Source organism: Sporosarcina luteola, assembly GCF_023715535.1.
Classification (GTDB): Bacteria; Bacillota; Bacilli; order Bacillales_A; family Planococcaceae; genus Sporosarcina; species Sporosarcina luteola_B.
Genome location: NZ_JAMBOI010000006.1, coordinates 66,060 through 87,711 on the forward strand (window position 1 = coordinate 66,060; position 21,652 = coordinate 87,711).

Below are 21,652 nucleotides of genomic sequence, written 5' to 3' on the forward strand. Positions count from 1 at the left end.
ATAGTGGCCTTACGATTCCCGTTCGCAAAGGAACTATACTTGGCCAGTGACTAGCGGTTATGTTTTGCCATCCTAACAATGCGCTGGATAACATCCTCAACTTCACCACTGTTTTTAATTACGAATAACTGATCTGCTTCTCCCTCAACTGGATCTACGACGTCTTCCTTAAGCGAATCGGCGTTTTGCCGAACGAGGACTTCTTCGAAATTGGACGCGCTTCTGAAGATATCCGTATCACGTTGACTGTTCGCAATGCGCGATTGAAGTACAGCATCCGGCAGATCCAAGTGGACGAGGACCCGATGGAATTCATTTTCAGGAAAGAACTGTTCAAGCAAATATGCGCGACCTTTCCGGCTTCGATTTGAATTGCAAATAATGAGATGGCAGTCGCTATGCTCTTTCGCATAATCAACAATTAGCCGGGAGATTGCGTGCTTCAGCGTATTCGGTCCTGTCTTCGGTTGTAAGGACTTGTAGTATGTATTAATAAATGCCCCATGGTTATCTTGATCCACCACAATGGAGTTAGTTAGCTTTTGTTCCAAAGCCTTCGCAAATGTAGTTTTTCCGCTATGTGTCTTGCCGACAGTAAGTATGATTAGCCTTTTCATTGCCACATCTCCTATTCTTACAATCTGCAAATCAGTTATTTGAGCACGAACAGAATGAATCCAAGCAAATGACTCATCCTAACAGCACTAGCCGAAAAAGGAGTTGAAACTTCATGAAATATTTACTTGTAACGCTTGGATTAATCATGTCAGTTCATGCATCGGTAGCAGATATAACTATCCCTACGCAGCAGCACGAACAAACACCCGCATACGCCAAATGGGGAGCACTGGCAGTCAAAGAGACTAAACAAAAATACCCCGACGCAAATATTGTCGACTACTTGCATATCGGGAGCGAAACAAAAGACGATACAACCATTGAAAAGTTCAAGTTATGGTTAAAAGACGACCAGCACGAATTCGGCGTTATTATCCATATCACATTCACCACAAAAACCGATAACATCATCAAAATCGATTTCCAGGAAACCGACAGGTAAAAGTTAAAAGCGGTGCCTGTGCAGCACACTAATCAGTTTATTAACCACAATTGAATAAACTGACAATGGAAACATTGAGCTATAAGTGTTTATATCTAATTAAGGTGTATTTTTATCCATAATATTAAATAGTCATAAATGCACCTTGCACAGGCACCCACACAATTCTCACACAATTCACCAGCCGTTGACGAAGTAGCCGATTGTTTCGATTTCTTCTTCGTTCAATTCTCGTTGCAGTGTGCTGGCCATTTCTTGGCGGATGGCTTCTTCGTTCCCATCATGCTTTTGGGTGAGCAGGGCTGAATTTTTCAGCAGTTGCAGAAACGAGTTGAATTCTTCTTTCGGTAGAGGCGCTGGATGATGGGAGAGGAAGTAAATATCCGCATCGTACTTCTCTAATTGCTGAACAAGCTTAAGTATCTTTCCCACTGTATAATTCCACTTTTCAGCGTACAGATTCGCATAGAGGCAGTCCCCTAAAAACAGTGCCTTTTCTTCCGGAATGAATACAATGCAGGAATCGCTTGAATGGTCGCCGCCGATGTGTTCAATTTCACAAGTCACCCCACCCACATATATTGTCATTCGATTTTCGAAGACAATCGTAGGAAGCTGAACTTGGATATCCCGCTCAGAACCGAATTCCTCTTTGATTGCGTCCGCACAAAACGGGATTTCCGTCCCCTCCTCTACCCGTTGATCCAAGTCTTTGTCTTCCCAGGATAGGGACTGCATTTCTCGGATATTTGCGTAGGTTTCCTTACAGGAAATACTCGGTACTGCGATCTCACGCATGCCAAAGACATGGTCCCAATGCCAATGGGTGAGGATGAGCAGATCCGCCCTGACTCCAATTTCCTCGAGCTGTTGTAAAAACAGCTTGGCATGCTGTGAGGAATTTCCGGAGTCGATGAGCACTGTCTTTTCTTCCCCGACAATCGCCCCTAGTATCGGGCGGTCCGTTACTTGAACAGGCGGTAAATAATAAAGTCGATCGGATACTTTCGTTAGTTTTTGCATTTTTCTTCTCCTTACTTCCTATCTAAATCTGTTATTGCGTGTTTTCTTTTTCCCATCGTCCAATTTCAGCTCTGACAATTGGAGCCACTTCCGTTCCTAGCAGCTCGATTGCCCTCATGACGTCTTCATGCGGCATGGAACCGACAGGAACGTGGAGCATGAAACGTTCAACTCCGACATTCTTACGTAGGAAAATTATTTTCTCCGCGACTGCTTCCGCGTCTCCTACGTACATGGCCCCTTCCAAGCTGCTTGCGGCCTCAAATGTATCACGTGTGTAAGGTCCCCACCCGCGTTCTTTCCCTAATATATTCATCACTTGAGCTGTTGGCGGGAAGAATTTATCCTTTGCTTCGGCTGTTGTCTCTCCTACAAACCCATGGGAATGGGATGCAATCTTCAGCTTCGATACGTCATGTCCAGCCTGCTGCGCAGCTCGTTTATATAACTTCACAATCGGTGCAAACTGCAGAGGACTGCCTCCAATAATCGCTAGAACTAATGGCAGTCCAAGGACACCGGCACGCACGGCGGACTGCGGCGTTCCTCCGCTCGCAATCCAAATTGGCAAACGGTCTTGTTCAGGTCGTGGATACACGCCTAAATTTGGAATGGATGGACGATGCTTGCCGTTCCAAATAACCTTTTCGGATTCATTGAGTTTCAATAATAATTCCAGCTTCTCATCAAATAATTCATTATAATCCTGAAGGTCGTAGCCAAAGAGAGGAAACGATTCGATGAAGGATCCCCTACCCGCCATTATTTCAGCGCGTCCATTTGATATCGCATCAACTGTTGCAAACTGTTGGTAGAGCCGTACCGGGTCGTCTGAAGACAAAACAGAGACTGCACTCGTCAGTTTAATCCGGCTTGTCTTTGCGGCCGCTGCAGCAAGCAGAACGGCAGGCGACGAGCATGCAAAATCTTCGCGATGATGTTCCCCTACCCCGAATACATCCAACCCGACTTTATCCGCCAATACGATTTCTTCCACGACTTCACGGATCCGTTCCGCATGGCTTACGACTTGACCCGTTTCTACATCAGGCGTCGTTTCCACGAATGTTGTTATACCGATTTCCATTATTACTGCCTCCTCGTTGAACAATAGCCTTTATTTATTGTATAACAACTTTGATGTATCGGCTGTTTCAAGGCATTGGCTCTTAATTTCATAGTCCAAGCTATATTCGTGCATAACCTTAGTTGTAACTGAATAAAATTTAAAAATATGCTTGCAAAGGAGTGATTGAGTGGCCAAATGCAAAAAATGTGGTGCAGACAAATCCCAATGCAAGAATTGCAAAAAATGCAGTTAACATAGCCCATTAAGAATTGCTTTTGTTCCCATACCGGGAACTTTTTTTATTCCTTTGCCCTTTCGATTGTTGCCGAAACTTCAATGCCATTCAACGCTTGTGTAGCTAGCCGGTCAGCCTCGGCATTCTTTTTTCGCGATACCAACTCATATTCCGGTCGAATTCCAAGCTCTTTCATTTTCGCCTCGATTCGATCAGCCCAACTGAATAAATTGTTCTCGACGACCGGCCACTCCTCACTCAAATGGTTGATGACGACACGGGAATCACCGATGAACCGTACGGAGAGATCATGAACGTTCAACAGCTCCAACTCTTGCAAGCCAAAATGAAGTGCCGCATATTCGGCTTCGTTATTAGAGATTAGCTCTGATATGGCTACGTTTCTCCTTAGTCGAAACGACGTCCCGTTCTGATCATAGTAGATGACACAGCCTAAACCGGCAGCCCTCGTTGTCAGGTCGAATCCCCCGTCAAAATAAACTGTGATGTTATGAGGTTCCGTTTCAATCCCTTTCAAATAGCCCTTCATTTCCTTAACCGTCCATGAGCTGTCGAAACGGTCGATGAACTTTATGCTTTTTGCGCGCCCCGTCCTCTCCAAATCTTCCGCAATGAGAATTGCTTGTGATGCATCCATTTCCTCGGAATGGAAGACGGTCTCCATTCCTTTGGGGGATTTATATGTCCATTCAATTGTGACGTTCATTGCTACCCCTCCAATTGCAATAATTGCTGTATTTATGTATATCCAATTTAGTCGCTCCTTGCACCTATACAGTTCCGAGTATACATTACACTTGGGATTTAAAATCAAGAAACCAACCGATTTACTCCTATCGGCTGGCTTCATTACGAATTTTTATCTAGCAAAGGCACCTACACAATCAACTTCTCTTGACGCTTCCTGATACAAGGATGGATCCTAATATCACGATGATCGCGCCTATGATAAATTGTAAATTTACTGCCGTCCCGATAAACACAATTTCGGTTAGGATTGCCCAAAACACATACGTATTGTTAAGTGATTGCCCCCTGGCTGCTCCAATTAAATCAATTGATGAGTAGTATAAGGAATAGTTAAGAGTTCCTAAAAGTCCCGCGATGACGATGACCCATACGATGCTTGATGTTGCCGCTTCAAATACTAGAGGATAGCCACCCATCAATGGAACAAGGATAACTCCATAACTAAGGGCTGAAGTGATTTGCCGAATATTAATCGCATACAGCGGCACGACTTCTTTTCCTCTCATTCCCCAAGCACCGATCACACCTTCGAGCCCCCAAAAGATGGCTGCCCCTAATGAAAACAATATCCCGATGAAAAAGGTGCTCTCAGTATCGAACTTCGTTGGCACATATGCCAATATAATGACGCCAATAATGCTCAATACAACGCCGGACCATGTTCTTCCGTTCATTTTCTCCTTCAAAAAAAAGAAAGCAAGCACTGCTCCTATGCCAGGAAATATTGATGCAATGCTTGCTGCGTACGTTACTCCGGCGTACTGAATCCCAAGAAAATAAAAACTCATAGCCAACGGTCCGCCTGCCAATGCACCCATCACTAAAATAGCGCCACTCTTCGTTTTATAAAGCTTTAAGACATTAATAAATTCCCCTTTAACAATCATCAGCAACGAAATCCAAATTGCAGAAAAAAAGTCATGCATGAAAGCAGCAATTATTGGGGCTAGCATGACGAACTCTTTAAAAGGCGTACTCGCGATAATTATACCAATTATTACAGTGTCTACTCCCCACGCTATCGCGGAAGTAGCCCCTAGGCCTATACCTTTAGCACTTTTTCTCATCAATTTTACCTCTTCTCAAAAATCATCATATATACAATCCACTCCTTCTTAATTTGTCTATCATTGAGAATATTATACTTCCCAAATTTGGGGTGCCTGTGCAGCAAACTATTCTGCCTATTCACTACAATTGAGTAAAAAAAATAAAGAAACCAACAGATTCAATGATCAGTCAGCTTCTTTATGAGTTTTTATACGAATAGTTGAATTGTCATAAATGCACCTTGCACAGGCACCGACACAATGGCACCGACACAATTTCTAATTGTCCTGCTTAAATAGTTTGGCGAGGAGGGAGAGAGGGCTTTTCTTAGTGCTTTTTTGTGGCTCCGTAGAGGAATTTTCTCTGGTTATAAAGATTTCCTCTTTATTGATAGCATGGTCATATGCCAGGATTAGGCCTATTTCAGTTTCATGTTCTTGATTTGTAACATATCTGTAAGATACATCATATTTGGAAGCAATCTTGGTGTATTTTGACAGCACTCGATAGTGAATATTGCCATTCAAGTATAGACGGGCCTCTCTATTTTCCTTGATGGCCTCTTCGACTTGTTTGTATACTCCCTTTTCCCTCACCTGCTCTTTTGTAAGTGCAATGACAATGCGTTCACGGATTGATCCGAGGAATTTCCGCCGTTCGTCTGGTTTCGTTACTCTCGGGCCATAGATCCCTTCCTGAAGATAATCATCAATATTACCAGACATCGAAATACCTCCTATTTTAATGTCCTTATCCTCAATTATATTTTCTAATGATATACAAAAGACAGCTACTAGAGCTGTCTCTTGGTTCTATTATAGAGTTACACGCGTTCCTGTTTTGCCTTCAAGTGCGTCTTGAAGTTTGTCCATTGAAGTGATAACGACGTTTTTGCCGCCTTTTTCTAAGAACATGATCGCTGCTTCGATTTTAGGACCCATGCTTCCTTTCGGGAAGTGGCCTTCATCCATATAGCGAAGTGCTTCTTCAACGGTCATTTCGAATAGGTTCTCTTGTTGTGGAGTACCGAAGTTGATTGCTACTTGCTCAACGCCAGTAAGGATGAACAAGTAATCAGCATTGATTTCTGCAGCTAATAGCGCACTTGCGAAGTCTTTATCGATAACAGCGTCTGTACCTTTCAGCATGCCGTTTTCTTCGACAACAGGGATTCCGCCGCCGCCAGCTGTGATGACAATGATTTCTTTGTCAAGTAGAGCTTGGATAGCGTCTTTCTCAACAATTGTAACCGGTTTTGGAGAAGCAACAACGCGTCTGTATCCACGTCCGCTGTCCTCGATGTAATCGATTTTTTCTGTTTCAAGAACTTTGTCCAACTCTTCTTGTGTGTAGAATGGACCGATCGGTTTTGTCGGGTTAGCGAAAGCCGGATCGTCTTGAGAAACAACCGATTGTGTAACGATTGTCGCAACTGGTCGTTGGATATTACGCTCTACCATTTTGTTTCTGAACGCTTGTTGAATCAAGTAACCTAAGTTCCCTTGCGTTTCAGCATCCAGTACATCAAGCGGGAAAGCTGGAACAACAGATTCCGCCATTTGGTTTTTGATTAATGAATTACCTACTTGCGGGCCGTTTCCGTGAGTGATGACAACTGTATTTCCTTGTTCGATCAAGTCAAGAACAGGTTCACAGCTTTCATTGATGTTTTGGATTTGCTCTTCAAGTGTACCTTTTTGGCCTTCTTTAATGATGGCGTTTCCGCCGATAGCTAATACAACTTTTTTACTCATCGATAACTCTCCTTTGATTAAGAAAAAATAAACTACAGATCAAGTCAAACCGTTAGGAGTTAAAATGAAACCCCTTCATTTTATCACAGAAAAGAGGAGAGGAACTAGCTTACAACCATTCCTCTCCACATAAAATCATTATTCCGCTTCGATTAAGCCAAGCTTCACTGCGTAAGCATCGATTGCTTTTTCAAAGGCAGCCAATGGAGCACGAACAGTACCTGCACCGATTTGGCCAACGCCAGCTTCTTTGTGAGCGATACCCGTGTTGATAACCGGCTCGATTCCTGTTTCAACTACTTTACGTGCATCGATTCCTAGGCAAGAACCTTTGAAGTCCCAAGTAGGAATTGAGAAGTTCGGGTTGTGATCGATACAAATATCCATCATATCGTTACTTGTGTTAACAGCATCGTCCATACCGCCGGCACCTACGAAACGTGTAACACCAGGAGCAGCGATCATTGCCATACCGCCGACACCGAATGTTTCAGTGATTGCACTGTCACCCATGTCCTTACAAGCCATGTCTTGGTCGTATCCTGTGAAGAACAGACCTTGCGGCGTGTTAACCGGTGCTGTGAACCATTGATCGCCCATGCCTGCGATACGGATTCCGAACTCATATCCGTTACGGCACATTGCAGTTACAACTGTACCATGTTGGATTTGTCTAGCTGAGTCCATAACCGCTTTTGTTGAAGCCATTGCAATGTTCAAGAAGTACTGATCTGTGTCAGCTAGGAATTGAATGACATCTTGTTTGTCTTTTTCATCGACATCAGTTTGTAGAATGAATGGAACGATGTCTTTCAAGAAAATTAGTGAACCGGCAATATTACGTTGGTGGAACTCGTCACCCATTGTAATTGCTCTAGCCATCATTACGTTGACGTTTAGGCCGTCACCTTTAATATGAAGAGCTTTGGATAGAGTTGGACCAAGAACATCTCTAAACCAGTTTAGGCGGTTGATAACTTCTTCTGAGTACGCACCGAAACGAAGTACTGCACCGATTCCTTCGTTCATTGTGCAATAAGCGCGATTTCCGCCGTCACGGTTTTCCGCAACGAGAACCGGCATGCTTCCAGAAGTGATTCCACCCATTGGACCTACTGCATTTACATGGTGACAAGGAATGAATTCAACTTCACCGTTTTCAAGCATAGCACGAGCATCATCAGCGTTCGTTGCCCAGCCTTCAAACAATGCAGCACCGATACAAGATCCTTGCATTGGGCTTGTCATGTTTTCCCACTTAATAGGTGGTCCTGCATGAAGTAATACTTTTCCATTTAATTCTTCAATAACAGATTTTGCTGGAACTACATCCGTTAAAAATGGTGCACCTGATACAACTTTATCGATAACCGCTCGGTTTGCTTCATCAATCGTTTTAAATTGTCCGTACATTTGGTTTCCTCCTGAAAAATCAATATTTCTAAAAAAGATTATCTAATTTTGAACCCTGGCTTACTTAAGGAGGCTCAAGATTTTGCGCAATCTTGGATTTCCGCCTGCAACTGGACGCCAGTCATATTGAACAACTCTGCCGCCGTTTGCTGTAACCGAATTAGTGAAGCTCTTCAAACCAACGTTAACAACGCTCGGCTTTTCGTTCATTAGTTTTTCGATTGCTTCTGAAACTGTAAAGTCTACATTTGCAGCCTCTACTGTAGCAGGAACAATTTCTTTAGTTCCTTCTTCAACTTGAATGCCAAGCATCGCCAAAGCAGTTAGAGTTGCTTGGTTATTGCTTTCACGGATGATAACGCCAGCTTTTTCAAGTTTCGCTTTTTGCTCGTCGATGTCTTGTGGATCTTGATCCGTACCACAAACAGTTGCAACGAAGTAGACGTTTCTGCCATTTGCTTTTGTTTCGTTTTGGATCTTTTCGATACCTGGAAGCAAAGCGCCTGCCATATCCTCATGTGCACCGTAACCAAGAACAACATCAAATAGGATGACTGCTGTTGATTCATCTTGTGCTGCTTTTTGGAAGAACTGGATTCTTGTATCCGGGTCGATCATTGGGTGCGGTTTTCCTTGTGTGTAAATATCGTCACCAAGGTCGATTATTTCAAAACCGTCAGCATTTAGAAGGTAGCCCGCTTGGTCATGGTCAGTTTCTCCAAGATTCAAGCCTCTGCTGATCAACGTAGCTGCTTCATATCCAAGCGTACCGCCGGAATAAAGACCCTTTATTGTTTTCTGTTCAGGTTTCAAGTCAACTGCAGGTACTTCGTCTTCAAGGTGATTGTAATTTGATTTGATTTCGTTGCCTTTTACTAGATCTACAGCAAGTGCTGCTGTCTCTTCTAGTGTGTTTGCATAGTAGACATTTCCTTCATGGTTATGCGGCTCTTCTCCAAGGAAGATTGCAACAACCGGTTTTGAAATGCTGTGCAACAATTGGACAACTTCGTCACGGACTTCTTTTGCAGGTGGCTTAGAGATAAGTGTGATCACTTCTGTTTGGTTATGCTGAGCCAATGCTTTCAGGCCATCAAGCATCGTGATTGCACCGATCTTGTCAGCAAGGTCGCGGCCGCCAGTACCAATTGCATGGCTTACACCAGCGCCTAGACGATCGATTTCAGTCGTAACTTCTTGGATTCCTGTTCCGGAAGCTCCGATGACTCCGATTTTCCCTGTTTTAACTACGTTTGCGAATGCAAGAGGAACACCGGAAACGATGACTGTACCAGCGTCAGGACCCATTACGAGAAGACCTTTTTCATGCGCCTTTTCTTTGATGCGTCGCTCATCTTCAATCGTTACGTTATCACTGAAAATCATGACGTGCATATCTCTGTCAAGCGCTTTTTCCGCTTCTTCAGCAGCGTATTGTCCTGGTGTAGAGATAACAGCAATATTTGCATCAGGAAGTGCATTCACAGCTTTGTCCCAAGAGTTAACCGTTTCAAAAGCTTCTTTACCAGCGCTAATTGCTTGGTTGCTTAGATAGTTATCGATTTCCTCGAGTACTTCTTCAATTTTCTCTTCCTGTTCCGTATCTACAACGATACACATATCATTTGAAGCGGCATTATCTAGTTCTTCAGTGTAAAGATCCGCAGCTTTGAGGATATCCTTGTTAGCAGGTGTTCCCATCATAATTTGAACTTTAGTAATGCCTTCCATTGTTGAAATTTTATTCGTGAGAAGCATTAGGTTAACTGAATCCTGGTATGAATTCTGTTTTACGATCGTATAAAGCATGTTTTCACGCACCTCTTAAATTATTTTTTTGTAAAATCCGCACAGAAAAGGGGGTGGCCACTTAGTTGACCACCCTTTATCTTTAAAAAGTCTTACTCAGCAAAAGGGCTTTTATTATCAAACGCATTGTTGTGAACAACATCTGAAGTTAAGTATTCATAAATGTGATCTACAATTTCAATGCCATTTTCCTCGTACTGCTTCTCCCTTTCGGCACTTCTTTGTCCAGGGTAGGAAACATGATCGAAACCAGGAGCAGGCTTAATGTTATTGAGATCTTGCATCGTTGTCGCAATGCTTTCTTGGAACGCGCCTAATCCTGTAAAGAATTCCGGATTGATGACAATGTGAAGCTGTCCAAGATTTCGATATTCGGTGAGATCATGGTACATGGAGGACACTTTGTTTCCAAAAGGAAGTCCAAGCAGAATTCCGGATAAGACGTCCACCATCATCATGAGTCCGTATCCTTTTGGTCCCGCAATCGGTACCAATGCATTCACTTTAAATGGATCAGTAGTCGGGTGTCCTTCACTATCAACTGCCCATGTATCAGGAATGGATTCGTTTTTTGAACGTGCATGGAGAATTTTCCCCCAAGCTTGAACGGTTGTAGCCATATCAAATGTAATATTCTTACCGTCTTTGCCTGGTGCAGCAAAAGCGATCGGGTTTGTTCCGTAATAAGGCTCTGCTCCGCCAAAAGGAACGACCATCGGATCTGATTGACAAACTGAAATGCCAATCAAATTCTCATTTGCAGCTTGTTGAACAAAATAGGAAAGTGCGCCGCTATGACCGATTCTTCTCACGCCGACAACAGCAACTCCGTTTTCTTTTGCCATTTGAATTGCTTCGTCCATTGCCAATTTAGCAGCGACATGCCCTACACCGTTATCACCATCAAAAATGGCTGTAACAGGACCCGTCTTTTCAAATTCGAAATCAGGATTTGCATTCAGTCCGCCTTTAGCAATTCGCTCTGCGTAATACTCTACACGCATAGCTCCATGGGAGTGGACTCCCCTGGCATCTGCGTGAACGAGCACGTCAGCAACGCCGCGCGCATGATCCTCAGTCAATCCTGCTTTATGCAACTTCGTTGTAATCAACTCGTTCAACTGCTCACTACTTACTCTCATTCCGCTCACCCCTATTAAGTTTTACACCGATGCTCTCTATTTAAAGAATGGATATCATTCAGCGAATGGGTTCTTATGGTCATATTGATTATTATGGATGACATCCGATTTTAGATACTCATAAATGTCATCGACAATCTCAATTCCATTTTCCTTATAATCCTCAATGACTACATCATTGTTTTGACCCGGGTAAAGGACTTTTGAAAAGCCTGGTGCCGGTTTGATCCCATTCAGGTCGTCCATCGTTTGGGTAATGTCATCTTTGAAAGATGCTAAACCTGTAAAGAATTCTGGATTGATGACAATATGAAGTTGCCCAAGCTTGCGGTATTCCGCCAAATCTTCGTACATTGACGAAACTTTATTGCCGAACGGAAGTCCGAGAAGGATGCCTGAGAGAACATCTACCATCATTGCAAGGCCATAACCTTTTGGACCTGAGATTGGTAGTAAAGCATTGACGTTCATTGGATCTGTAGTTGGCTCCCCATTGTTGTCAACCGCCCACGTGTCAGGGATTGATTCGTTCTTGGAACGTGCATGAAGAATTTTACCCCACGCCTGAACAGTTGTTGCCATATCCAATGTAATCATCTTTCCGTTGCTGCTTGGCGCAGCGAAGGCAATCGGATTTGTACCGTAGTAAGGCTCAGCGCCGCCGAACGGAACAACCATTGGGTCTGATTGACAAACGGAGAAGCCGATCAGGTCAGCATCAGCCGCTTGGTTTGTGAAGTAGGAGATTGCTCCGCTATGAGAGATATCCCTAACGCCAATGATGGCAACTCCACTTTCTTTGGCCATTTTAATTGCTTCGTCCATAGCCAATTTCGCTGCTGTATGGCCGTTTCCGCCATCGCCGTGGAATATACCTGTTGCCGGGCCTGTTTTTTCAAATCTAAAGTCCGGGTTTGTGTTCATTCCACCCTTGGCGATGCGTTCAGCATAATATTCGACGCGCATTGCGCCATGGGAGTGAATGCCTCTCTCGTCGGCAAACGTTAGCACGTCTGCCGCGACATCAGCATGTTCCTCAATAAGGCCAGCTTTTTCAAGCTTTGTTTTAATTAGACCTTTCAAGTCATCTCTACTTACTCTCATCTTGACACCTCTTTACTGGGATTATTATAGTGATGCATCCCGATTACAATCTTTGGAATAGACATATGTCAAAGGCTCTCTGCCGACTGCATAAGCTGCTTGGTGCACATATGGTGCCATGAAAATGTAATCGCCTTTTTTAACTGGAATCCATTCATTATCCAAGTTGTACATGCCTTCACCTGATAGCAAGTACGCGCCATGTCCTTGATAATGTGTTTCTACGAATGGATGGCTTGCTGCAGGATCGAATGAAAGGATATGGAAGTTCATATCGAATTCAAGATCCAACGGCAATAGATCCTTCAAGTGAACGTTGTGCATATCGTCATAGTTCATGTACTCGATAGCATTCGCATGACCTGAAACAACCCATGGCTTGCGTCCATCTTTTAATGGGATGTGTTTTTGTTTGTATAGGAATAAACGGGAATCGCCGGACTCCATGTTTTCCAAGTACATTTTCACGCCTGGTGGGCAATATAGGTAGCCGCTCTCTTCAAGAATGAACTCTTGGTCGTCAGCTTTCGCTTTCACTTTTCCGCTAATAACATAAACGAAGCTCTGTACGTCTTCTTCACCGCAGAAGCCTTCGCTGTTCTTGCCGCCTTCATGCATTGTAACCATGTAGTCGACAAAGCCCGCACCCAGTTTCGGTGAAGCTAAAATGGAGATTCTGCAATTTTCAAATCCAGGAATGACGTTATTCACTAATCCTTCTGGAGCGATTAGCGCATATTGTCCTGGTTTAATAATTGACCTGCTTGAAAGTATATCTTGTGGATAACCCATCGTTACATTCTCCTCTGTTTGTTTATATTTCCGGGCATACACCCGATTCAAAAAGTTATTCTTTATAGCCCAACTCATATAGAGCACCGATCAGCGCTTTAACACCTTCCGCCAAATCAGCGGGCTCTGTATATTCAGCCGGGTTATGGCTGATTCCTTTCAGACTCGGAACAAACAGCATAGCTGTCGGCACAACAGGAGCAAAGATTTGGGAATCGTGACCCGCACCGCTGTGCATCACTTTATAATTGAGGCCATTTTCTTTACATTGTTTTTCAATGAGCTCAACAACTTTTTGATCCATTGGAACTGGATCTTCATCCATCCAAAGATCAATGTCCATTTCAACTTCATGCTCTTTGGAGATTTCTTGCATCCTAGCCGTCATTTGTTCTGTAAATGACACGATCGCTTCTTTTTCAGTATGACGAACATCGATCGTGAAAATTGTCTTTCCTGGAACGACGTTTACGATGTTCGGATAAGCTTCAATCTTTCCAACAGTCGTCACCAATGGGTCTCCGATTTTTCTAGCCATTGAAATAATTTCATGAATCATATGGCTAGCCGCAAACATGGCATCTTTCCGATACCCCATCGGCGTTGTTCCGGCATGATTAGCTTCACCCGTTATCTCAACCGTATACCGTCTTTGTCCAACAATGTTATTCACTACACCAATAGCCGTTTTCTCGGTTTCCAAAACGCTGCCTTGTTCTACGTGAACTTCCACGAATGCTGTCAGATCCTTCCGCGGACCTTTCGATTCTTCTGTAAAGTTGAAACCTGCATTCTTCATTGCTTCAACAAATGGGACGCCATCGAAATCCGTAATTGTTTCAACGTCTTCTCGTTTGGCTAAACCGACAATGTTTTTGGATCCCCAGAACGAGTATGGGAAACGGCTTCCTTCCTCTTCAGCCATTGAAACGACTTCAATGTTTCTGACTGGTTGGCCGAAATGCTTTTTCAAGTATTTCAACGCAATGATGCCGGCGATGATGCCATATGCACCGTCATAGCGTCCACCGTTTGTCACTGTATCTACATGGGAGCCTGTCAAAACCGTTTCGTTTGTGTTCTTCCCTTTTAATGTACCGTACAGATTTCCGATTTCATCAAAGCGAGCTTCAAGTCCTTCGTTTTCTATCCAGTCTTTCAAAGCGTGTTGACCTTCAACCCACTCTTTTGTATAGAGTAAACGAGAAACACCGCCCTCGGAATCTTTGCCGAAATCGCCGAGCCAATCAAGTCTGCCGGCTGTTTCTTCCGCCAAATCAAGCTTTTGTATAATGTCTTTCATATCGTTCACCTATTTCACCACCCTTTTCCGCGTTATGTATGCTTATTACTATTGTAGAACGCAATTATTGTTTGTAATCATACGGATAGTATGCAATGAATCGTCTTTCATAAACGACTGACTTTTTAGCTCCACTTTTAATTGTAAGCGTTCTAAACTAAATAGTCTTTAGCGTGAGTTGATAAAGTTTTATCTATTATTTATCTAAAGTGGATAACAAAATAAAAAAGAGACAGCGCGAATGGCTGCCTCTGTACCTATTCTGCGTTTTCACGTTGAAGTAGTTCGTGAATTTTAAGTCCAACCCGTACAGACAGCATTTCTTCGGGGTCATCAAAGTCCATCCCCGTAATCTCTCTGACCCTTTCCAAACGATAGACAACGGTCTTATAGTGAACAAAGAGAAGTTTTGCAGTTTGGGCCGCGTTTTGATTGCACTCCAAAAAAGTTTGTAATGTTTCCAGCAAATCGGATTGATTCGCCTGTTGGTAATCAAGCAACTCCTTAAGGGATTTCGGGATGAACTGCAGCAGAGCCGATGAATCCTCGATATGACGCAGCAGCCGAAAAATCCCAAGTTCCGAAAACGCTGTAATTGATGCCAGACCGTTTAACGTTTCGCCCAAATCCAGTGCATCATGTGCTTCCCGATAGCTTTGCGGAATTTCGGCAATATCTCCTACTGCACTTCCAATTCCCACTTGGACATCGATGTCTTTAGCTTGTTTTTGAATGACTGCTTGAATTGTCAGCGCCGTTTTCTTTATGTCTTCCATCCATGCAGTATCATTTTTACTTACCTTCTCAACTTTCCAAAGAACAATGAAGAGATTGCTTTTGTTTGAAATGATACCGTTCGGCAAGTAATGATGAATCGCTTCATTCACAAGGAAATGCGCTCGGTCAGCGAGGTCTCCTTTTTGTTTCAAAGCGCCTTCCGACTGGCGATTAATTTTAAATAACACCGCAGCAAATGCACCAGTGAAGTCCCAACCGATGACATTCGCCTTTTCATACACTGCTTGAATCGATTGGATTTTCCCGCTGATCAATTCCTCAATGAGATCGTTTTTATACTTCTTCTCCACTTCCGCAACGGCAAATTGCTTCACTAATTCCAAGGATAAGGAAGTCGCTGCGTTTTCGACAGCAATTAAATCCAATTCTCCAAGCGATTTATTAATTTCACCAATCAATAAATACATTTTGTTATGGTTCAGCGCTTCTATCGGAACAACAATTTGATGTCCTTTCACATTATCCAGTTCAGGATATTTCACAATTTGTCGATAGTGAGGAAATTTAATGCCTGAAGTCTGTTCGTAAAAATGTACTTTCTCGACCATTTCAAATTGTTCAAGTTCAGGGTATGTCGATACGATACATCTGAAATTCCGATCGAAAAGTGCAACCGGGTTCCCAATCAACTTTTCAAGTGTATGAATGATTTTCTCAAGGCCTTTATCAGCGAGAGATAAAGCTGTAAATCGATCATGGATCTCCTTAAAGTACCGTAGTTTCGTGACTTGATTATTGAAAAGCTCCCCCATGATCGGATACATGACATCTACAAAGGGGACTTCTTGCGGAAGCTGGATGATCGGCATTCTGTTCTTTTCACCGGCTTCGAGCAATTGATCGGAAATATCTTCACTGTGCTTCTTGATGACGAGAGCACTCACGCTCTTTTCAGCTAATTTGGCGATAAAAGCCTTTTGTTCTTGAACACTGAAATCCCGGATCGAATAGAGGCTTGTTAAAATCACTTCGCCGCCCTTGATCCAATTCGCAATATCAGGTCCTTCCATGATCGTTACGCCTTCAACCACGTTTTGAATAAACGTACCGCCGCTTAAAATTTCAGCATCCTTCATCGGTTCGATTGCCAATAAATCCTTTACTCTAAACTCCATTTGCCGCACCCCTTTCCATGTATTCTAGAGTCCTTATCTCGAAATATTATTCTTCTTATTATACAATACTAACGAAAGCATATCTAACGAAGGAAAGAGCGTGACGTCATGTCAAAAACAACAGTCATTTATAAACAGAAGGATGACTTCGAGTTGAAAGCGGACTTTTACCCCGCTGCAGAAACCTTCCGCCCAGTGATTGTCTATATACACGGCGGCGGACTTCTATGGGGATCCCGTGAAGATATGAAGAAAGAACAGATTGAGTTTTATCACCAAGCAGGTTACAACATCTTTTCAATCGATTATCGGCTAGCCCCAGAGTCGAAGTTGCCCGCGATTCAAGAGGATATCGCAGACGCCCTGAACTGGATCGAACAAGAAGGGATCAAGCAGTTCGACTATGATCCGATGAATATCGCCGTCATTGGAAGTTCAGCGGGCGGATATCTTGCACTTTTAACGGGAACATTCCGGAACAAGCCGAAAGCCATCGTTTCTTTCTATGGGTATGGCGATATTACCGGCGATTGGGCAGTGAAGCCGAGCCCCCACTATTCAGCGATGACAACTGTGCCTCGGGAACTGGCCAAAATGCTCGTGTCGGACGAAATCATTTCGGTCGGTCCGATTGAAAAGCGGTACGCAATCTATATGCATGCGAGACAGCATGGCGTTTGGATCGAAGAATTAAGCGGACTAATACCTGTCTTAGCAAAAGACGAGCTTTCCAAGTACTGTCCACTATTCAATATCCATTCGCACTACCCGCCTACCCTGCTCCTCCACGGAACGAAAGACGAGGATGTCCCATATGAGCAATCCGTTCTGATGGCTGAAGGCTTGCAAAAAAACGGCGTTGATCATAAACTGATCACCATTCCGGATGGAAAGCATCAGTTTGACGAAGACTTGCAAAGCCCGATTGTACAAAATGCATTTGACGAAGTGATCACTTTCTTACACAATCAACTGAAGTAAGCCAAAAGGGCCGAGAGTATACTCTCGCGCCCTTTTCCTTATTCATAGTTATTATTTTGATTTAACCGGAAGTGAATCCACTTTATCCTTCTGTTCCGTCTTACCTTCCACACCATACGTATCCCATTTGAAGAGATTCTCCAGCAGAAGGGCTAATATGATTCCCACTAGCAACCCACTGCTAAGCAGCGGTCGGATCACGCCTGGTATCGTAACAAAGTACGTTGCTGGAAGCGTCATGATAACAACTCCTACAAACAACGGAATTGCTGAACGATAAACGTTGACAGTATTGAATTCAACTTGCTTAAAGAAATTCAATGAAGAATTTAACAGAAGCAAATACGAAACAAATAATGCAGCACTACCGATACTTAACGGAAGCTGTGAGAAAAAGTGGCCGAGCGGAGGAATAAGTCCCATGACTAAGAACATGAATCCACCAAGAACAAACGGAAGCCTTTTAATGATCCCTGTTTGGCTTAAGAAACCAATAGAAGAAACGAATGGTGAGTTTGGAACGAGGCCGAAAATACCTGCAATAAGTGTGAAGACACCAGTAATGGTGAATGAAGCCCTGTATTCCGACTTTGTCGTTTCCACCTCATACATGCTTTCCGTTCCTTTTAACGCACCGAATGTATTCGCTGTGTTCAATAAGCCCGCTAAAATAGTCGTAATGATAATCCCGACATCCCATGCCGGCTTCCCTAATGGGAATAATTCGAGAGTGAACTTTGTCGTTCCGCTAATTGTGCTTTCCGGCTTGAAAATAAGCGCATAAACAATCCATCCGACGATAATTCCGATCAGCAACCCATATCGCCTAATACTTGACGGCGCCTTCACGCTGATGACGATGATCAAAGTCGCAATGACAATCGCTAATAGTGAAACGGATAAATTGATCTGTGGGTTAACAGCCTGGTTGCCAAAAGGAATACCGAGCATCCCCTTTAAAAAGATCCCGATCAATTGACAACCGAACAGGAACATGAATACACCCATCACTGCAGGAGTGAATAACTTGGCTATCTGAGGTCCGAGCCCTGTTACACCGATCAAGAAAGTCATGATCGAAACAATGATAATACCGACTGTCAAACTGCCTCCCAGAATATGCAATGGCATCCCTTGAGCCGCAGCTGTCGTACAAAGCGTTAGAATGACACCCCACCATAGACCGGATTGCCCTTCCATGATGGCCCGTTTATGCCCAAAGAACGCTTGGATAATACACGCTAGTCCAGTGACAATAAAGGATAGCTGAAGCATATTGACAATTGTCTCCGGCGGAAGATCAAAAGCCGCCCCGACAGTAATGGGAATGACAACGATATTCGTGAAAATAAAAAAGAGCCACTGTAAGCCCGAAATCCAGTTACTTGATTTTACTAACTCCTTGATAACAATCACCTTTCTTTTTTATGAATAACGGCAGCTTTCATGCCGAGCAACATGCCTAGTACTGTGTCTGCACCTGACGTATGGCCGATTTCCTTCATCTCTTCAACAGCCTTCAGAAATTCTGTTCCACGCGGTTTATCTAAAACATAACATAACTGTTGGAGATGGGAATGGAATTTGTTATCAGTTGCATAGAGAAGATATTCCAAAGCGACATAAGTCGTCCGTTTTTGGCCATATTCAATTAAATAGGGTTTCAACTTTCGCAGAAACGTTTGGTCTGTCCCTTCCAGCGCCGAAAGAACCGCACAAATCCCGGTAATGACGTCATCTCCGCTCGGTGTAAGTCCAAGTCCCCTGCCAATCCAATAGTCGAAGACTTTTTTCTCGTCCAACTCATGATGCCAGACAAGATTTTTCAAGTCATTCAATTTATCCAGGACGGCGATTCCTTCTATGGAAGAAGAGGGGTCGACGATATAGTGGATGATCCGTTTTTTCTCATCCGACGTTTCGGCCAGACCAGTATTCCAGTCGTCTTGAAGAAGCCGATTTGCCAAAAACTTGAAGTTGTCCTCGAGAGAAGTGAGATCGTAAGTGGAAGACTGTACTGTATGGTTTGTCCATTTTGCTTCATTTAACGAGAGGCTGATACCTTTCGGGAAAAGTACTGACATTGATTCCTTATCCCACACAACTTCCAAATCGACAGCAAGCAACGTGGTTAGCAAATGCGCACCCGTTTGTTCCAACCCAATTCCGAATGGCGCGATGCCATTCCCCAATGCGCCAACATGGACAAGATGCCCACCGAAGGCTAAATTGAAACTAGTCGAAAATACACTATGGACATGTCCGTTCGGGTTTGCCTTCAAGATATGGGAAACTTCATCACTCGCCGCGATCGCCTTCAAAACAAACGCATCTCTATTACGATTTGAGTTTACATTTATCGAGCCAAACAATTCCTCACCCCCGAAGCGTATAGCATTCCATTATTTTTGCCTGTATCTATTATAGTCTACATGTATGCGCCAAAAATTTCATTGTCTATTATGAACAAAACCAAGCTTGATTTTTGTCCACTTTTAACGTACAATAAAGGGTGGTACGTATGTGCAAACTGCTCAAAAATTCTAGTGGGAATTCTATAAAAGAGGTTATGCTTATGAAAACAGTAAACGATCTATTTATATTGGAAGGCATGAAAGAAAGCATTGTGCTTGCGGGCCATCGCGGCCTTACAAGAAATGTGCAATTTGTAAATATATCCGACACGCCGGACATCATCAATTTCTTGGCGGAGAATCATCTTCTGCTCACGACCGGATATGCATTCAAGGACGACCCTGAGAAATTCTGCGAATTAATTAAACAGATGTATGAGTTGAACTGTTCAGGTCTTGCCATTAAAATCAATCGATTCTTCAAAGAATTGCCCCGTGAAGTCAAGCTGCTCGCCGATGATCTGGCGTTTCCAATCATTGATTTGCCTACGAAGCATACATTAGGTGAAGTATCCCGACACATCTTGAATTATTTGAACGATGCTGAATCGGAACAGCTTTATTATGCGTTGCATGTCCAAAAAGAGTTTTCCGATATGATGATTAAAGGCTATAGCTTAACTGCGCTCATCGAGCAATTGGGGCATTTTCTATCCCGCCCTACCCTCCTCCTGAACCATAGGGGAGAAAAAATTGCGCATAGTCATGATTTCCGGATGGATTCCATGAAGCTGGCCGAAAAGGAAATCATCGAAAAAGTGAAAGAAGACTTAGCATCTGCCCGGGAAGGAAGCACCTTTACGATTCCTTCAAGGGAGCATCAATCCGTTTCCACTTTTCCTGTCCAAACAAAACGGCAGCATCCGAGCATGCTTGTCATCGTCGATTCAATGACTTTGCCTTACCCATCTTCGCAAATGGCGATTGAGCAGGCCGGCAACGTCATTACGTTTACAATCATCAAGGAGCAGGCGATCGAAGAAAACTCCAGGCTCCTCAAAAATAATTTCTTTGACGACTTGATTGAAAATCGGATTCATTCTGATGAAGAGATTTTGAGCCGCGCCAATTATTATGGTTTGAACGAGGATTTGAATAATATTTGCATTATTTGTACTGTAGACCAAAAAGGGCAGAATTACGAAGACCTACAGTTGTACGAGAAAAAGGCTGGAGAATTATACAATAGTATTTATGATCAGCTCGAAGATGAAATCGTTCATAGCGAACTGGACGGCATTTTATTTACGAAGGAAAAGTACTTTGTCATGATCTTGCAATACGCTGATGAAGTTGACCCATCAGAAGTGAACGAATTCGTCGAGAAATGTCAAGAAAACTTACAAGGTGATTATTCGATCTCCTTCGGCGTCAGCAATACGGTTCAGTCCATTAAGGATATTACAACCGCTTATGCAGAAGCTTGTGAAGCAATTATGAGCGGATATGATATGAATATGCTTGGGTTCATCAATTTCTACAAAATGAAAGAGCTTGAAGATTTATTAAACACAATTCCCGAAAAAGATTTAAAGGCACTGTATGAAAACACACTGAAGTCCCTTGCCCATCCTAAGACTAAAGAAGATCTGGAATTGGTCAAAACGATTCAAGTCTATTTGGATTCGCAATGTGAGATTTCGGAAACGTCTCGCCGCTTGTACATCCATCGAAATACAGTGAAATACCGTATCGAGAAAGCCGAAGAGTTGCTGAATTGCTCTTTCCGCGACCCAGCCCACTCATTGCGCATCCGAGTAGCACTGATGATCGGATCTCTTTTAAAAGAAGCAGAATAAAAAACCAAAGCCCGGTTTGA

Annotated in this window: 19 protein-coding genes; 3 read left to right on the plus strand and 16 right to left on the minus strand. The window is 43.3% G+C overall.

What is annotated here, in order from left to right; genetic code table 11:
• Positions 1 to 50: 50 nt before the first annotated feature.
• Positions 51 to 617, minus strand: a complete 567-nt coding sequence (locus tag M3191_RS12755) for an AAA family ATPase (protein WP_251700759.1) — start codon at positions 615 to 617, stop codon at positions 51 to 53.
• A 113-nt stretch (positions 618 to 730) separates the two neighbouring features.
• Between M3191_RS12755 and M3191_RS12760 the strand changes: the two genes are divergently transcribed.
• Positions 731 to 1,060: a DUF3889 domain-containing protein gene (locus M3191_RS12760; protein WP_251700760.1), complete on the plus strand. Its 330-nt coding sequence runs from the start codon at positions 731 to 733 to the stop codon at positions 1,058 to 1,060.
• A gap of 177 nt (positions 1,061 to 1,237) precedes the next feature.
• On the opposite strand, the gene M3191_RS12765 is transcribed toward M3191_RS12760, so the two are convergent.
• From M3191_RS12765 to M3191_RS12825, 13 genes are all read right to left on the minus strand, one after another.
• A complete protein-coding gene (locus M3191_RS12765) occupies positions 1,238 to 2,083 on the minus strand; it encodes an MBL fold metallo-hydrolase (RefSeq protein ID WP_251700761.1) in 846 nt (281 codons plus the stop codon).
• A 31-nt stretch (positions 2,084 to 2,114) separates the two neighbouring features.
• Positions 2,115 to 3,170 carry an LLM class flavin-dependent oxidoreductase gene (locus tag M3191_RS12770; protein ID WP_251700762.1) on the minus strand — a complete coding sequence of 352 codons (1,056 nt, stop codon included), beginning with the start codon at positions 3,168 to 3,170 and terminating at the stop codon, positions 2,115 to 2,117.
• A gap of 281 nt (positions 3,171 to 3,451) precedes the next feature.
• A complete protein-coding gene (locus M3191_RS12775) occupies positions 3,452 to 4,114 on the minus strand; it encodes a ribonuclease H family protein (RefSeq protein WP_251700763.1) in 663 nt (220 codons plus the stop codon).
• A gap of 178 nt (positions 4,115 to 4,292) precedes the next feature.
• Complete coding sequence (locus M3191_RS12780; RefSeq protein ID WP_251700764.1) at positions 4,293 to 5,225, minus strand: DMT family transporter; 933 nt, start codon at positions 5,223 to 5,225, stop codon at positions 4,293 to 4,295.
• A 261-nt stretch (positions 5,226 to 5,486) separates the two neighbouring features.
• Positions 5,487 to 5,933: a YueI family protein gene (locus M3191_RS12785; RefSeq protein WP_251700765.1), complete on the minus strand. Its 447-nt coding sequence runs from the start codon at positions 5,931 to 5,933 to the stop codon at positions 5,487 to 5,489.
• 90 nt (positions 5,934 to 6,023) lie between these two features.
• The gene (arcC, locus tag M3191_RS12790; protein ID WP_251700766.1) at positions 6,024 to 6,962 is read right to left on the minus strand and encodes a carbamate kinase; all 939 of its coding nucleotides are present in this window, start codon (positions 6,960 to 6,962) and stop codon (positions 6,024 to 6,026) included.
• 138 nt (positions 6,963 to 7,100) lie between these two features.
• Positions 7,101 to 8,375, minus strand: a complete 1,275-nt coding sequence (locus M3191_RS12795) for a DUF1116 domain-containing protein (RefSeq protein ID WP_251700767.1) — start codon at positions 8,373 to 8,375, stop codon at positions 7,101 to 7,103.
• A gap of 60 nt (positions 8,376 to 8,435) precedes the next feature.
• The gene (gene fdrA, locus M3191_RS12800; protein WP_251700768.1) at positions 8,436 to 10,184 is read right to left on the minus strand and encodes an acyl-CoA synthetase FdrA; all 1,749 of its coding nucleotides are present in this window, start codon (positions 10,182 to 10,184) and stop codon (positions 8,436 to 8,438) included.
• Between the two features lie 92 nt (positions 10,185 to 10,276).
• A complete protein-coding gene (gene allD / locus M3191_RS12805; RefSeq protein ID WP_251700769.1) occupies positions 10,277 to 11,326 on the minus strand; it encodes an ureidoglycolate dehydrogenase in 1,050 nt (349 codons plus the stop codon).
• Between the two features lie 54 nt (positions 11,327 to 11,380).
• Positions 11,381 to 12,430 carry an ureidoglycolate dehydrogenase gene (gene allD, locus M3191_RS12810; protein WP_251700770.1) on the minus strand — a complete coding sequence of 350 codons (1,050 nt, stop codon included), beginning with the start codon at positions 12,428 to 12,430 and terminating at the stop codon, positions 11,381 to 11,383.
• A 24-nt stretch (positions 12,431 to 12,454) separates the two neighbouring features.
• Positions 12,455 to 13,222: a (S)-ureidoglycine aminohydrolase gene (gene allE, locus M3191_RS12815; protein ID WP_251696539.1), complete on the minus strand. Its 768-nt coding sequence runs from the start codon at positions 13,220 to 13,222 to the stop codon at positions 12,455 to 12,457.
• 55 nt (positions 13,223 to 13,277) lie between these two features.
• Entirely contained in the window at positions 13,278 to 14,525 is a 1,248-nt protein-coding gene (allC, locus tag M3191_RS12820; RefSeq protein ID WP_251700824.1) for an allantoate deiminase, read from the minus strand.
• Between the two features lie 257 nt (positions 14,526 to 14,782).
• Positions 14,783 to 16,438: a PucR family transcriptional regulator gene (locus tag M3191_RS12825; RefSeq protein ID WP_251700771.1), complete on the minus strand. Its 1,656-nt coding sequence runs from the start codon at positions 16,436 to 16,438 to the stop codon at positions 14,783 to 14,785.
• A 108-nt stretch (positions 16,439 to 16,546) separates the two neighbouring features.
• On the opposite strand from M3191_RS12825, the gene M3191_RS12830 reads away from it, so the two are divergent.
• Positions 16,547 to 17,419 (plus strand): alpha/beta hydrolase, encoded by an 873-nt coding sequence (locus M3191_RS12830; protein WP_251700772.1) that lies wholly within the window; start codon positions 16,547 to 16,549, stop codon positions 17,417 to 17,419.
• Positions 17,420 to 17,470: 51 nt separating this feature from the next.
• On the opposite strand, the gene M3191_RS12835 is transcribed toward M3191_RS12830, so the two are convergent.
• Together M3191_RS12835 and M3191_RS12840 are read right to left on the minus strand one after the other, a co-directional pair.
• Positions 17,471 to 18,835 carry a uracil/xanthine transporter gene (locus M3191_RS12835; RefSeq protein WP_251700773.1) on the minus strand — a complete coding sequence of 455 codons (1,365 nt, stop codon included), beginning with the start codon at positions 18,833 to 18,835 and terminating at the stop codon, positions 17,471 to 17,473.
• Entirely contained in the window at positions 18,832 to 19,791 is a 960-nt protein-coding gene (locus M3191_RS12840) for a DUF2877 domain-containing protein (protein ID WP_251700774.1), read from the minus strand. The genes M3191_RS12835 and M3191_RS12840 overlap by 4 nt, the downstream gene beginning before the upstream one ends.
• A 203-nt stretch (positions 19,792 to 19,994) precedes the next feature.
• Here M3191_RS12840 and M3191_RS12845 point away from each other — a divergent pair, with 203 nt between their 5' ends.
• Positions 19,995 to 21,632, plus strand: coding sequence for a PucR family transcriptional regulator (locus M3191_RS12845; protein ID WP_251700775.1), 1,638 nt, complete (start codon positions 19,995 to 19,997; stop codon positions 21,630 to 21,632).
• Positions 21,633 to 21,652: the final 20 nt, after the last annotated feature.